Annotated in this window: 11 protein-coding genes; 7 read left to right on the forward strand and 4 right to left on the reverse strand. The window is 61.4% G+C overall.

From position 1 onward, the window contains the following. Window positions 1-136: 136 nt before the first annotated feature. The 4 genes from AC4PS7_RS04745 to AC4PS7_RS04760 form a co-directional block, all read right to left on the reverse strand. Window positions 137-877, reverse strand: coding sequence for a YciK family oxidoreductase (locus AC4PS7_RS04745; protein WP_252958860.1), 741 nt, complete (start codon window positions 875-877; stop codon window positions 137-139). 177 nt (window positions 878-1,054) lie between these two features. Next, entirely contained in the window at window positions 1,055-1,726 is a 672-nt protein-coding gene (gene mupP / locus AC4PS7_RS04750) for an N-acetylmuramic acid 6-phosphate phosphatase MupP (protein ID WP_021490951.1), read from the reverse strand. A 4-nt stretch (window positions 1,727-1,730) separates the two neighbouring features. Further along, complete coding sequence (ubiG, locus tag AC4PS7_RS04755; RefSeq protein ID WP_010211967.1) at window positions 1,731-2,429, reverse strand: bifunctional 2-polyprenyl-6-hydroxyphenol methylase/3-demethylubiquinol 3-O-methyltransferase UbiG; 699 nt, start codon at window positions 2,427-2,429, stop codon at window positions 1,731-1,733. Window positions 2,430-2,493: 64 nt separating this feature from the next. Next, entirely contained in the window at window positions 2,494-3,825 is a 1,332-nt protein-coding gene (locus tag AC4PS7_RS04760) for a TRZ/ATZ family hydrolase (RefSeq protein ID WP_045791177.1), read from the reverse strand. 108 nt (window positions 3,826-3,933) lie between these two features. Between AC4PS7_RS04760 and mtnA the strand changes: the two genes are divergently transcribed. The 7 genes from mtnA (at window position 3,934) to cmk (ending at window position 14,559) form a co-directional block, all read left to right on the forward strand. Then, window positions 3,934-5,010, forward strand: coding sequence for an S-methyl-5-thioribose-1-phosphate isomerase (gene mtnA, locus AC4PS7_RS04765; protein WP_021490949.1), 1,077 nt, complete (start codon window positions 3,934-3,936; stop codon window positions 5,008-5,010). 424 nt (window positions 5,011-5,434) lie between these two features. Then, a complete protein-coding gene (gyrA, locus tag AC4PS7_RS04770) occupies window positions 5,435-8,089 on the forward strand; it encodes a DNA gyrase subunit A (protein ID WP_010211963.1) in 2,655 nt (884 codons plus the stop codon). A 243-nt stretch (window positions 8,090-8,332) separates the two neighbouring features. Further along, a complete protein-coding gene (serC, locus tag AC4PS7_RS04775) occupies window positions 8,333-9,418 on the forward strand; it encodes a 3-phosphoserine/phosphohydroxythreonine transaminase (RefSeq protein ID WP_021490948.1) in 1,086 nt (361 codons plus the stop codon). Next, window positions 9,418-10,512 (forward strand): prephenate dehydratase, encoded by a 1,095-nt coding sequence (gene pheA / locus AC4PS7_RS04780; RefSeq protein WP_003172650.1) that lies wholly within the window; start codon window positions 9,418-9,420, stop codon window positions 10,510-10,512. Before serC ends, pheA begins: the two co-directional genes overlap by 1 nt. Before the next feature lie 9 nt (window positions 10,513-10,521). Beyond that, window positions 10,522-11,634 carry a histidinol-phosphate transaminase gene (gene hisC / locus AC4PS7_RS04785; protein ID WP_021490947.1) on the forward strand — a complete coding sequence of 371 codons (1,113 nt, stop codon included), beginning with the start codon at window positions 10,522-10,524 and terminating at the stop codon, window positions 11,632-11,634. A gap of 28 nt (window positions 11,635-11,662) precedes the next feature. Next, window positions 11,663-13,873: a bifunctional prephenate dehydrogenase/3-phosphoshikimate 1-carboxyvinyltransferase gene (locus AC4PS7_RS04790; protein WP_031290441.1), complete on the forward strand. Its 2,211-nt coding sequence runs from the start codon at window positions 11,663-11,665 to the stop codon at window positions 13,871-13,873. Continuing rightward, complete coding sequence (gene cmk, locus AC4PS7_RS04795; protein ID WP_457244315.1) at window positions 13,870-14,559, forward strand: (d)CMP kinase; 690 nt, start codon at window positions 13,870-13,872, stop codon at window positions 14,557-14,559. Before AC4PS7_RS04790 ends, cmk begins: the two co-directional genes overlap by 4 nt. Window positions 14,560-14,676: the final 117 nt, after the last annotated feature.

Raw genomic sequence — 14,676 nt, forward strand, 5'->3', positions numbered from 1 at the left:
AGCCAGAGAACACCGCAATACAAATGTGGGAGGGGGCTTGCCCCCGATAGCGGTGGGTCAATCACAGATACAGTGACTGACACCCTGCAATCGGGGGCAAGCCCCCTCCCACATTTAGTTCCGGTTGTGTCAGTTGTTACTGCGCGTCAAACGCCTGCCCATTGATGCCGGTACTGTCCGGCCCCATCAGGTACAGGTACACCGGCATGATCTCTTCCGGCGCCGGCCTTTCCATCGGGTTTTCCCCCGGATACGCCTGGGCCCGCATGCTGGTGCGAGTGCCGCCGGGGTTGATGCTGTTGGCGCGTACCGCGGCCACATCCTCCAGTTCATCGGCCAGGGTCTGCATCAAGCCTTCGGTGGCAAACTTCGACACACCATAGGCGCCCCAATAAGCCCGACCCTTGCGCCCGACGCTGCTGGAAGTGAACACCACCGACGCATCCTGGGACAACTTGAGCAGCGGCAGCAGCGTGCTGGTCAACATGAACATCGCGTTGACGTTCACGTGCATCACGCGCATGAAATTCTCGCCGGACAATTGCTCGATCGGCGTGCGTGGGCCGATGATCGAGGCGTTGTGCAGCAGGCCGTCGAGGTGGCCGAATTCCTTTTCGATCATCGCGGCCAGTTCATCGTACTGATGGGGCAGGGCGGTCTCCAGGTTGAACGGGATCACCACCGGTTGCGGCTGGCCCGCCGCTTCGATTTCGTCATACACCTGGGCCAGGTTGGCTTCGGTCTTGCCCAGCAACAGCACCGTGGCACCATGGGCGGCATAGGTTTTCGCCGCCGCCGCGCCGATCCCGCGACCGGCACCGGTCACCAGGATCACCCGGCCTTTGAGCAGTTCTGGATGTGCGGAGTAATCAAACATAAATAGCCTCGACAAAATTCAAGGTGATACAGCTCTCAATGTGGAATCCAATTCCTGTGGGAGCTGGCTTGCCTGCGATAGCGGTCTGTAAGCTGGCATATGTGCTGGCTGACACTGCGCTATCGCAGGCAAGCCAGCTCCCACATTGACCTCAGTGTTTGCAGGGGCGGCAAACAATTAGCAGCTGCACAGCGCGTTATCCAATACCTTGCGCAGTTCCAACGGGTGATCCACCACCACATCGGCGCCCCAATGGCGTGGGTTGTCGTCCGGGTGGATGTAGCCGTAGGTGACCGCTGCAGTGCGCGTGCCGGCGTCGCGGCCGGATTCGATATCGCGCAGGTCATCACCCACGAACAGCACGCTGGCCGGGTCCAGGTCGAGCATCTTGCACGCCAGGATCATCGGCTCCGGGTCCGGCTTGCTGTTCTTCACGTGATCCGGGCAGATCAGCAGCGCCGAGCGCTCGGCCAGGCCCAGTTGCTGCATGATCGGCTCGGCAAAGCGCAGTGGCTTGTTGGTCACCACGCCCCAGATCAGCTTGGACTTCTCGATGTCCTCCAGCAGCTCGGCCATGCCGTCGAACAGTTTGCTGTGGACCGCGCAGCCCACAAGGTAGCGTTCGAGGAATTCCTGGCGCAGTTCTTCAAAGCCTGGAGATTCCGGGTCCATCGAGAAGGTCACGGCCACCATCGCCCGCGCACCGCCGGAGATTTCATCGCGGATGTGCTGGGGGTTGATCGGCGCCAGGTCGCGGTCGGCGCGCATGGCCTGGCAGATGGCGATAAAGTCCGGCGCGGTATCCAGCAGGGTACCGTCCATGTCGAAGAGAACCGCTCGCAACTTCACAGGCTCACTCCTCGCGCAGGGTCTGGATCATGTAGTTGACGTCAACGTCGTTGGCCAGCTTGTAGTGCTTGGTCAGCGGGTTGTAGGTGAGGCCGATGATGTCCTTGACGGTCAGCCCGGCCTGGCGGCTCCAGGCACCCAGCTCGGACGGGCGGATGAATTTCTTGAAGTCATGGGTGCCGCGCGGCAGCAGCTTCATGATGTATTCGGCGCCGATGATCGCGAACAGGTAGGCCTTGGGGTTGCGGTTGATGGTGGAGAAGAACACCTGGCCCCCCGGCTTGACCATGCGGAAGCAGGCGCGGATCACCGAGGACGGGTCCGGTACGTGTTCCAGCATTTCCAGGCAGGTAACCACGTCGAACTGCTCGGGCATCTCTTCGGCCAGGGCCTCGGCGGTGATCTGGCGGTATTCCACGTTCACGCCGGATTCCAGCTGGTGCAGCTGGGCCACGGCCAGGGGCGCTTCGCCCATGTCGATGCCCATTACGGTGGCGCCGCGCTGCGCCATGGCCTCGCTGAGAATGCCGCCGCCGCAGCCTACATCCAGCACCTTCTTGCCGGCCAGGTTGACGCGTTCATCAATCCAGTTGACCCGCAGCGGGTTGATGTCGTGCAGGGGCTTGAACTCACTCTCACGGTCCCACCAGCGGTGAGCCAGGGCTTCGAATTTGGCGATTTCGGCGTGGTCGACGTTGCTCATGGTGAATCCTCTAAATCTGATAAATCGGTTTGTCAGTCCTGAACCTCAGGGTTCAAAACCTTCGTTATTCGTGGTGCCCGCTGATGCGCTGGCCCCAGGCGATGGCCGTGGCGGTCAACTGTTGTTCATCCATGCGGGTCAATTGCCGGTCGTCGAGCAGTTGCTTGCCGGCGACCCAAAGGTGTTTCACGCAATCGCGTCCGGTGGCATATATAAGCTGTGAGACCGGATCGTAGATCGGTTGTTGCGCCAGCCCGGAAAGATCGAAGGCCACGATATCCGCCGCCTTGCCGACCTCCAGCGAGCCAATTTCGCTTTCCAGGCCCATGGCCCGCGCACCGTTGAGCGTCGCCATGCGCAAGGCGCGATGGGCATCCAGCGCGGTGGCCGAGCCGGCGACGGCCTTGGCCAACAGTGCGGCGGTGCGGGTTTCGCCCAGCAGGTCGAGGTCATTGTTACTGGCAGCGCCATCGGTGCCGATGGCCACGTTCACGCCAGCCTGCCACAGACGCTCCACCGGGCAAAAGCCGCTGGCCAGTTTCAGGTTGGATTCCGGACAGTGAACGATGCTGGTGTTGCTTTCTACCAGCAAAGCCAAGTCATCCTCGCTGATTTGGGTCATATGAACGGCCTGGAAGCGCGGCCCCAACAGCCCGAGGCGACCCAGACGCGCCAATGGCCGTTCGCCAGTCTGCTCGACCGCTTGCTGCACTTCAGAGGCGGTTTCGTGAACATGCATGTGGATCGCGGCGTCCAGCTCTTCGGCGATCACCCGGATTTTCTCCAGGTTGTCATCACACACGGTGTAAGGCGCGTGCGGGCCGAAGGTGATCTTGATGCGTGGGTGGTGCTTGAGATCGCCGAACAGCTCGACGCCTTGGCGAATCGCCTCGTCGGGCGTACTGGCGCCGGGGATCGGGAAGTCGAGGATCGGAATTGCGATCTGCGCGCGGATGCCGCTGTTGTGCACGCAGTCACTGGCGACTTTGGGGTAGAAGTACATGTCGGAGAAGCAGGTGATGCCGCCCTTGAGCTGTTCGGCGATGGCCAGGTCGGTGCCATCGCGCACAAAGGCTTCATCGACCCACTTGGCCTCGGCAGGCCAGATGTGTTTTTCCAGCCAGGTCATCAGCGGCAGGTCGTCGGCCATGCCGCGAAACAGGCTCATCGCCGCATGTCCGTGGGCGTTGATCAGGCCGGGGCTGAGCAGCATGCCCGGCAGTTCGCGCACTTCGTTGGCCACCAGCTTGAGCGCTGCCGCCCGTGGCCCGATAAAGGCAATGCGCCCATCGCGAATGCCCAGGCCATGTTCCTTGAGCACCACGCCAGCGGGTTCGACAGGCACCAGCCATGTAGGCAGCAACAATAAGTCGAGCGGGGCGGCAGTGGCGGTCATCGCAGGCTTCTTCCCAGGCAGCTATAAAAGAAGGGCGAAGTATACCCGAGCGTCCTGGCTGGCGGACCGCTATAATCGGCGGCTTTGTTTATGAGTGCGGAGTAAGGGATGCGCGATCGACTGTTGGCAGCGGAGAAAGTGAAGGCCATCGATTGGCGTGATGGCGCGCTGTACCTGCTCGATCAGCGTGCCTTGCCGTCCCGGGAAAGCTGGGTGGCTTGCTCTACGGTCGATGATGTGGCGGCGGCCATTCGTTCGATGGTGGTGCGCGGTGCACCGGCCATTGGTATCAGCGCGGCGTATGGCCTGGTGCTGGCGGCGCGTGAGCGGATCGCCGAGGGCGGTGACTGGCAGGCAGCGTGGGAAGAAGACTATGCACTGTTAGCCGATACCCGACCGACCGCGTCGAACCTGTTCTGGGCGTTGAAACGCATGCGTGACCGCCTGGATCGCGTCAAAAAGCACGCCGACCCGCTGGCGGTGCTTGAAGCAGAAGCCATTGCCATCCATGAAAGTGATCGCGAAGCCAATCTCACCATGGCTCAACTGGGGGTCGATTTGATCCGCAAGCACCAGGGCAATGCCCAGGCGATCCTCACCCACGGCAACGCTGGCGCCCTGGCGACCGGCGGTGTGGGTACGGCGCTCGGGGTGATTCGTGCGGCCTATCTGGAAGGCATGGTCGAGCAGGTCTACGTCAATGAAACCCGGCCCTGGCTGCAAGGTTCGCGGCTGACCGCCTGGGAGCTGGCGGGCGAGGGCATCCCGGTGACGGTGAATGCCGATTCCGCTGGCGCGCATATCCTCAAGACCAAAGGCGTGACCTGGGTGATCGTCGGTGCTGATTGCATTGCCGCCAATGGCGACGTGATCAGCAAGATCGGGACGTACCAGTTGGCAGTGTGTGCCATGCACCACGGCGTGCGGTTCATGGTGGTGGCGCCGAGTTCGACCCTGGACATGATGATGGCAACTGGCGATGACGTAGCGCTGGAAGAGCGCGACGCCGGTGAGTTGCTGGAAGTCGCCGGCCAGCGCTTCGCCGCGGATGTCGTCGCCTTCAATCCAGTGTTTGACGTGACCCCGGCCGACCTGATTGACGTGATCGTGACCGAAAAAGGCATCGTCGAACGGCCGGACACCGCCAAGCTGGCCAAGTTGATGTGCCGTAAACGCCTGCATTGAGGGCGTTGGCGCCTGTCCGATTGCATTCGCGAGCAAGCCCGCTCCCACATTTTGAATGTGTTCACCACTCAAATGTGGGCGCGGGCTTGCTCGCGAAGGGGTCTATAAGTCAAGAAAACCTTCGGATCTGCCTTCAAAAAATAGCACGACCCTGCCTCTGAGCCCCTCTCGTCGCCCTCAAGCCTGTCATCCGTCAACTTACTATGCTCCATGCGCATCAGGGGGATAGGTGCGTGGCGGCGATTGTGATAACATCCGGCGGTTTCCAGGGTCGCCCCGAGGGGTGGCCTATAACGTGCAGATCCGTGTCATAACTCGTTGATTTGTCGTAAGTCGTTGTCAGGCACTCTGCCGGCAGCGGCGAGCTTCGTTCGTCCCATATGGATGTGACGAGGTTTCACCCGAAAAAGGAATCAGGCTTCTCATGGGCGAACTGGCCAAAGAAATCCTCCCGGTCAATATCGAAGACGAGCTGAAACAGTCCTACCTCGACTACGCGATGAGCGTAATTGTCGGTCGGGCACTGCCTGATGCGCGCGATGGCTTGAAGCCCGTGCACCGGCGTGTGCTGTTCGCGATGAGCGAGCTGGGTAACGACTGGAACAAGCCGTACAAGAAATCTGCCCGTGTTGTCGGTGACGTGATCGGTAAGTATCACCCTCACGGCGACACTGCGGTGTACGACACCATCGTTCGGATGGCCCAGCCGTTTTCCCTGCGCTACCTGCTGGTAGACGGCCAGGGCAACTTCGGTTCGGTCGACGGCGACAACGCCGCGGCCATGCGATACACCGAAGTGCGCATGACCAAGCTGGCGCATGAGCTGCTGGCCGACCTGCATAAAGAAACCGTGGACTGGGTGCCGAACTACGACGGCACCGAAATGATCCCGGCGGTCATGCCGACCAAGATCCCCAACCTGCTGGTCAACGGTTCCAGCGGTATCGCCGTGGGCATGGCCACCAACATCCCGCCGCACAACCTCGGTGAAGTCATCGACGGTTGCCTGGCCCTCATCGACAACCCGGAGCTGACCGTCGATGAGCTGATGCAATACATCCCCGGCCCGGACTTCCCGACTGCCGCGATCATCAACGGTCGCGCCGGCATCATCGAAGCCTACCGCACCGGTCGCGGCCGCATTTACATGCGCGCCCGCTCGATCATCGAAGACATCGACAAGGTCGGTGGCCGCCAGCAGATCGTTATCACCGAACTGCCGTACCAGCTGAACAAAGCGCGCCTGATCGAGAAGATCGCCGAGCTGGTCAAAGAGAAGAAGCTCGAAGGCATCACCGAACTGCGCGACGAGTCCGACAAAGACGGTATGCGCGTGGTGATCGAACTGCGTCGTGGCGAAGTGCCTGAGGTGATCCTCAACAACCTCTATGCCCAGACCCAGCTGCAAAGCGTGTTTGGTATCAACGTGGTTGCGTTGATCGACGGCCGCCCGCGCATCCTGAACCTCAAGGACCTGCTGGAAGCCTTCGTGCGTCACCGTCGCGAAGTGGTCACACGCCGCACCGTGTTCGAACTGCGCAAGGCCCGCGAGCGCGGCCACATCCTGGAAGGCCAGGCAGTTGCGCTGTCGAACATCGACCCGGTAATCGCCCTGATCAAGGCCTCGCCAACCCCGTCGGAAGCCAAGGAAGCGTTGATCAGCACGCCTTGGGAATCCAGCGCCGTGGTGGCCATGGTTGAACGTGCCGGCGCCGACTCGTGCCGTCCGGAGACCCTGGACCCGCAATACGGTCTGCGCGAAGGCAAGTACTTCCTGTCGCCGGAACAGGCCCAGGCCATCCTGGAGTTGCGCCTGCACCGCCTGACCGGTCTGGAGCACGAGAAGCTGCTGGCCGAGTACCAGGAGATCCTCAACCAGATCGGCGAGTTGATCCGCATCCTCAGCAGCGCCGTGCGCCTGATGGAAGTGATTCGCGAAGAACTGGAAGTGATCCGCGCCGAATACGGTGACGTGCGCCGTACCGAAATCCTCGATGCGCGCCTCGACCTGACCCTGGGTGACATGATCCCGGAAGAAGAGCGTGTGGTGACCATCTCCCACGGTGGCTACGCCAAGACCCAGCCATTGGCTGCGTACCAGGCCCAGCGTCGTGGTGGTAAAGGTAAATCGGCGACCGGCGTGAAGGATGAGGACTACATTGCTCACCTGTTGGTCGCCAACAGCCACACCACGCTGCTGCTGTTCTCCAGCAAAGGCAAGGTGTACTGGCTGAAAACCTACGAAATCCCGGAAGCGTCCCGTGCTGCCCGTGGTCGCCCACTGGTCAACCTGCTGCCACTGGACAGTGATGAATACATCACCACCATGCTGCCGGTCGAGGAATACACCGAAGGTCACTTCATCTTCATGGCCACCGCCAAAGGCACCGTGAAGAAGACCCCGCTGGAATCCTTCAGCCGTCAGCGCAGCGTGGGCCTGATCGCCCTGGAGCTGGACGAAGGCGACGTGCTGATCTCTGCGGCCATCACCGATGGCGAGCGTGAAGTCATGCTGTTCTCCGACGGCGGCAAGGTCACGCGCTTCAAGGAATCCGACGTTCGCGCCATGGGCCGTACCGCCCGCGGTGTGCGCGGCATGCGCCTGCCAGAAGGGCAGAAGCTGATTTCGATGCTGATCCCGGAAGAAGGCAGCCAGATCCTCACCGCTTCCGAGCGCGGTTATGGCAAACGCACCGCCATCAGCGAGTTCCCGGAGTATAAGCGTGGCGGCCAAGGCGTGATCGCCATGGTCAGCAACGACCGCAATGGCCGTCTGGTCGGCGCGGTCCAGGTGCTCGATGGCGAGGAGATCATGCTGATTTCCGACCAGGGCACCCTGGTACGTACCCGTGTGGCTGAAGTGTCGAGCCTGGGCCGTAATACCCAGGGCGTCACCCTGATCAAGCTGGCCAAGGACGAGAAACTGGTCGGCCTGGAGCGTGTCCAGGAGCCATCGGAAGTCGAAGGCGAAGAGCTGGAAGGCGAGGAATTCGAAGGCGAGGTGATCGCAGCAGGCGATGACAACGTCGACGAGCCAACCCTCGACGCTGCCGCAGACGAAGAAGAACCGCAGGAATAAGCGGACACACAGGGGGCGGATGAAGATTCGCCCCCTTGTTGTTTGTCCCTTGTGAAATAGCACGTCCTTTGGCTGGACGCGGTCAATGTGGGAGCTGGCTTGCCTGCGATGGCAGCGCCGCGGTATCACTGCGCTACCGAGGTGCCCTTATCGCAGGCAAGCCAGCTCCCACAAGGGTTCGCTCCAGAGAAAGGTTGTTGCCGAACATGATTGCAGCCCCACCAAATCAGAGTGAGATTGGATGTGAGCAAGAGAGCCTATAACTTCTGTGCCGGTCCCGCGGCGCTTCCTGAAGCAGTCCTGCAGCGTGCGCAGGGTGAACTCCTCGACTGGCATGGAAAAGGCCTCTCCGTGATGGAAATGAGCCATCGCAGCGATGAGTTCGTGTCCATCGCCACCAAGGCCGAGCAGGATCTGCGTGACTTGCTGGACATCCCATCCAACTACAAAGTGTTGTTCCTGCAGGGCGGCGCCAGCCAGCAGTTCGCCCAGATCCCGCTGAACCTGCTGCCGGAAGACGGCACGGCTGACTATATCGACACGGGTATCTGGGGTCAGAAGGCTATTGAAGAGGCCTCGCGTTACGGTCACGTCAATGTCGCGGGTACCGCCAAGCCGTACGACTACTTCGCCATTCCCGGTCAGAACGAGTGGAATCTGTCGAAGGACGCGGCCTACGTGCACTACGTCGCGAACGAAACCATCGGCGGCCTGGAGTTTGATTGGGTGCCGGAAGTCGGTGACGTTCCGCTGGTGTGCGACATGTCCTCGGACATTCTCTCGCGCCCTATCGATGTGTCCAAGTACGGCATGATCTACGCTGGCGCCCAGAAGAACATCGGCCCGAGCGGCATCCTGGTCAACATCATCCGTGAGGACCTGTTGGGTCGCGCCCGTTCGCTGTGCCCGACCATGCTCAACTACAAGGTCGCGGCCGATAACGGCTCGATGTACAACACTCCGCCAGCGTTTGCCTGGTACCTCTCCGGCCTGGTGTTCGAGTGGCTGAAAGAGCAGGGCGGTGTCGCCGCCATGGGTAAGCTCAACGAAGAGAAGAAGCGCGTCCTGTACGACTTCATCGACGCCAGCGGCCTGTACAGCAACCCGATCAACCTGACTGATCGCTCCTGGATGAACGTGCCGTTCCGCCTGGCTGATGATCGCCTGGACAAGCCGTTCCTGGTCGGTGCCGAAGAGCGTGGCCTGCTGAACCTCAAGGGGCACCGTTCGGTCGGTGGCATGCGCGCCTCCATCTACAATGCCGTCGACATCCACGCGATCAACGCGCTGGTTGACTACATGGCAGCGTTCGAAAAGGAACACGGCTAATGTCTGAGCAAGAACTCAAGGCCCTGCGCGTGCGCATTGACAGCCTGGACGAGAAAGTCCTGGAGCTGATCAGTGAGCGCGCGCGGTGCGCCCAGGAAGTGGCACGGGTGAAGATGGCCTCCCTGGCCGAAGGCGAAGTGCCGGTGTTCTACCGTCCCGAGCGTGAAGCCCAGGTGCTCAAGCGTGTCATGGAGCGTAATAAGGGCCCACTGGGCAACGAAGAGATGGCGCGGTTGTTCCGCGAAATCATGTCTTCGTGCCTGGCGCTGGAACAACCGCTGAAAGTGGCTTATCTGGGTCCCGAGGGCACTTTCACCCAAGCGGCTGCCATGAAGCACTTCGGTCACGCGGTGATCAGCAAGCCAATGGCGGCGATCGATGAAGTGTTCCGTGAAGTGGCGGCCGGCGCGGTGAATTTTGGCGTGGTGCCGGTGGAAAACTCCACCGAAGGCGCGGTCAACCACACGCTGGACAGCTTCCTCGAACACGACATGGTCATCTGCGGCGAAGTCGAGCTGCGCATCCACCATCACCTGCTGGTGGGCGAGAATACCAAGACCGACAGTATCAGCCGCATCTACTCCCACGCCCAGTCCCTGGCCCAGTGCCGCAAGTGGCTGGACGCGCATTATCCGAATGTCGAGCGGGTAGCTGTCTCCAGCAACGCCGAGGCCGCCAAGCGGGTCAAGGGTGAGTGGAATTCGGCGGCCATCGCCGGTGATATGGCCGCTGGGCTGTACGGCCTGACGCGCCTGGCCGAGAAAATCGAGGACCGCCCGGACAACTCCACGCGCTTCCTGATGATCGGCAGCCAGGAAGTGCCGCCCACTGGCGACGACAAGACCTCGATCATTGTCTCCATGAGCAACAAGCCTGGCGCGCTGCATGAGCTGCTGGTGCCGTTCCATGATAACGGGATTGACCTGACGCGCATCGAGACTCGTCCTTCGCGCAGCGGTAAATGGACTTACGTGTTCTTTATCGACTTCATCGGCCATCACCGCGACCCGCTGGTCAAGGGTGTGCTGGAGAAAATCAGTCAGGAAGCCGTGGCACTCAAGGTGCTGGGCTCTTACCCGAAAGCGGTTTTGTGAGGCTTTAACATGAGTGGCAACTTCCTCACCCTGGCTCAGCCGGGCGTGCAACAACTGTCGCCTTACGTTCCGGGCAAGCCTGTGGATGAGCTGGCGCGTGAGTTGAACCTGGATCCGGCGAACATCGTCAAGCTGGCCAGTAACGAAAACCCGCTGGGCCCGAGCCCGAAGGTGTTGGCGGCGATTCGTGAAGAGTTGGCTGAGCTGACCCGCTATCCCGATGGTAACGGCTTTGCCTTGAAGTCTCTGCTGGCACAAAAGTGCGGTGTCGAGCTGAACCAGGTCACCCTGGGCAATGGCTCCAACGACATTCTTGAGCTGGTTGGTCGTGCGTATCTGGCGCCAGGTTTGAATGCGGTGTTCAGCGAGCATGCGTTTGCGGTCTATCCGATCGTGACCCAGGCGGTGGGCGCTGATGCGAAAGTGGTCCCCGCGAAAGAGTGGGGTCATGACCTGCCGGCCATGCTGGCGGCCATTGATGCCCAGACCCGCGTCGTGTTTATCGCGAACCCTAACAACCCGACCGGCACCTGGTTCGACGCACAAGCGCTGAGCGACTTCCTGCAAGACGTGCCGGAGCATGTGTTGGTCGTGCTGGACGAGGCATACATCGAGTACGCCGAAGGCAGTGATCTGCCGAACGGCCTGGATTTCCTGGCGGCGTACCCGAACCTGCTGGTTTCGCGCACGTTCTCCAAGGCTTATGGCCTGGCATCGCTGCGAGTCGGCTACGGTTTGTCCACGGCAGTGGTTGCCGACGTGCTGAACCGTGTGCGTCAGCCGTTCAACGTCAACAGCCTCGCGCTGGCTGCAGCCTGTGCGGCGGTGAAGGATGCCGAGTACCTGGAAGAAGGCCGTCGCCTCAACGAAAGCGGCATGCTGCAGTTGCAGGAAGGCTTCCGTGAGTTGGGCCTGGGCTGGATTCCGTCCAAGGGCAACTTCATTTGTGTCGACCTCGGCCAGGTCGCTGCGCCGGTATTCCAGGGCCTGTTGCGCGAAGGCGTCATTGTGCGTCCGACCGCCAACTACGGCATGCCGAACCACCTGCGCATTACCATCGGTCTGCCGGCAGAAAACGCCCGCTTCCTGGAGGCGCTGGCCAAGGTTCTGGCCCGTGGTTGATGTCACTGCATTGAAACCTGCTGTGCCTATGATCGGTCGCCTGGTGGTGGTCGGTCTGGGGTTGATCGGCGGCTCCTTCGCCAAAGGCCTGCGTGAAAGTGGGCTGTGTAGCGAAGTGGTTGGTGTGGACCTGGACCCGCAATCGCGCAAGTTGGCGGTTGAGTTGGGGGTGGTGGATCGCTGTGAAGCGGACCTGGCGCTCGCCTGCCAGGGCGCTGATGTGATCCAGTTGGCCGTGCCGATCCTGGCCATGGAGAAATTGCTCGGCGTACTGGCCGGCATGGACTTGGGGCAGGCGATACTGACGGATGTCGGCAGTGCCAAAGGCAATGTGGTGCGCGCGGCGCAACGGGCCTTTGGTGGTATGCCGGCGCGCTTTGTGCCGGGTCATCCGATTGCGGGCTCCGAACAGAGCGGAGTAGAGGCGTCCAATGCGCAGCTGTTCCGTCGCCATAAAGTCATCCTGACGCCGCTGGAGCAAACCGATCCGGCTGCACTGGCGGTGGTGGACCGTCTGTGGCGTGAGCTGGGTGCGGATGTCGAGCATATGCAGGTCGAGCGTCACGACGAAGTGTTGGCTGCAACCAGCCATCTGCCGCATTTGCTCGCATTTGGCCTGGTGGACTCGTTGGCCAAGCGTAATGAGAACCTCGATATTTTCCGTTACGCCGCCGGTGGTTTCCGCGACTTCACGCGGATTGCCGGCAGCGACCCGGTGATGTGGCACGACATCTTCCTCGCCAATCGCGAAGCGGTGTTGCGCACCCTGGACACCTTCCGCGGCGACCTCGATGCCTTGCGCGACGCGGTTGATGCCGGAGATGGCCATCAATTATTGGGCGTATTTACCCGTGCGCGGGTGGCGCGTGAGCATTTCAGCAAGATCCTGGCGCGCCGGGCCTACATGGAAACCGCTGTGACCGCTGATGAGCTGACCTTCCTCGCCGAACCGGGTGGCCGCTTGAGCGGGCGCATTCGGGTGCCGGGCGACAAGTCGATCTCCCATCGGTCGATCATGCTGGGTTCGTTGGCTGAGGGTGTGACTGAGGTCGAAGGTTTCCTTGAGGGCGAAGATGCCCTGGCGACCTTGCAGGCGTTTCGCGACATGGGCGTGGTGATCGAAGGTCCGCACCATGGGCGTGTGACCATTCATGGCGTGGGGCTGCATGGCTTGAAACCGGCGCCGGGGCCGATTTATCTCGGTAACTCCGGTACTTCCATGCGGTTGCTGTCTGGTTTGTTGGCAGCGCAGAGCTTTGACAGTGTGCTGACCGGCGACGCGTCCCTGTCCAAGCGCCCGATGAGTCGCGTGGCCAAGCCTCTGCGGGAAATGGGCGCGGTGATCGAGACGGGGCCGGAAGGGCGTCCGCCGCTGACCATTCGTGGTGGGCAGTCGTTGAAAGGCCTGGCTTACGCGATGCCGATGGCCAGTGCCCAGGTCAAATCCTGCCTGCTGCTGGCCGGGTTGTACGCTGAAGGTAAAACTGTGGTGACCGAGCCTGCTCCGACCCGTGACCATACTGAACGCATGTTGCGCGGTTTTGGTTATCCGGTGGCGGTGGAGGGGGCGACGGCATCCGTGGAGTCCGGTCATGCGCTGGCGGCTACCCATATTGAAGTGCCGGGGGATATATCTTCTTCGGCGTTCTTTCTGGTGGCGGCTTCGATTGCCGAGGGTTCTGAGCTGTTGCTGGAGCACGTCGGTGTCAATCCGACGCGTACCGGCGTGATCGATATTCTGCGGCTGATGGGCGCGGATATCACGCTGGAAAACCAGCGTGAGGTAGGTGGCGAGCCCGTCGCAGATCTGCGGGTGCGCGCGGCAGCGTTGAAGGGGATCGAGATTCCCGAAGCGCTGGTGCCGTTGGCGATCGATGAATTTCCGGTGCTCTTCGTCGCGGCGGCCTGTGCCGAGGGGCGAACCGTGTTGCGTGGGGCTCAAGAGCTGCGCGTGAAGGAGTCCGACCGTATCCAGGTCATGGCCGATGGTCTGTTGGCGCTGGGGGTGAAGTGTGAACCCACCGCCGATGGGATTATCATTGACGGTGGCCTGATAGGCGGTGGTGAAGTCCATGCCCATGGTGATCACCGGATTGCCATGGCGTTCAGTGTGGCCTCCCTGCGGGCGGCGACGCCGATTCGTATCCGTGACTGCGCCAATGTTGCTACGTCTTTTCCGAACTTTCTTACACTGTGTGCCCAAGTCGGCATCCGTGTTGCCCAAGAGGCTCAATTGTGAATATCAAAGCACCGGTGATTACCATCGACGGGCCAAGCGGCTCGGGCAAAGGCACGATCGCCGGCATCCTGGCCGAGCGCCTGGGCTGGTGCCTGCTGGATTCCGGCGCGCTGTACCGCCTGCTGGCATTCGCCGCACGCAACCATGGCGTCGACCTGACCAACGAAGAATCCCTGAAGCTGCTGGCAGCGCACCTCGATGTGCAGTTCGTCGGTGCGACGGAAGGTCATCCCCAGCGCATCATCCTCGAAGGAGACGATGTGACGGATGACCTGCGTAACGAACAAGTCGGTTCGTGGGCTTCCCAGGTTGCCGCGCTGCCGGCCGTGCGTGATGCGCTGCTGCAGCGCCAGAGGGCGTTCCAGGAGCCGCCGGGCCTGGTCGCCGATGGCCGTGACATGGGAACCGTGGTGTTTCCCGACGCACCCTTGAAGATTTTCTTGACCGCCAGCGCCGAGGAGCGGGCTCGCCGCCGCTACTTGCAGTTGAAGGGCAAAGTCGATGGTGTTAGTCTGTCGAGTCTGCTAGATGAGATCCGTGCACGCGATGAGCGTGATACCCAGCGCGCAGTAGCCCCGCTCAAGCCGGCGGCTGATGCCATACAGCTGGATTCCACGGAGCTGTCCATCGAGCAGGTGCTGGAACGCATCTTGAGTGAAATCGCCATTCGCGATATCGCCGGGTGATCAAGAAGGCCGCAGGGGACCAGTCATAGTCCTGTGGTGGCTTCTTTTAACTGAAACTGACCCACACCGTCTGGGGTGTGGAGATGGGCGTATTCTTCGCCCTTATCAACAGGAATT

Source organism: Pseudomonas sp. DW-iso3 (genome assembly GCF_058725305.1).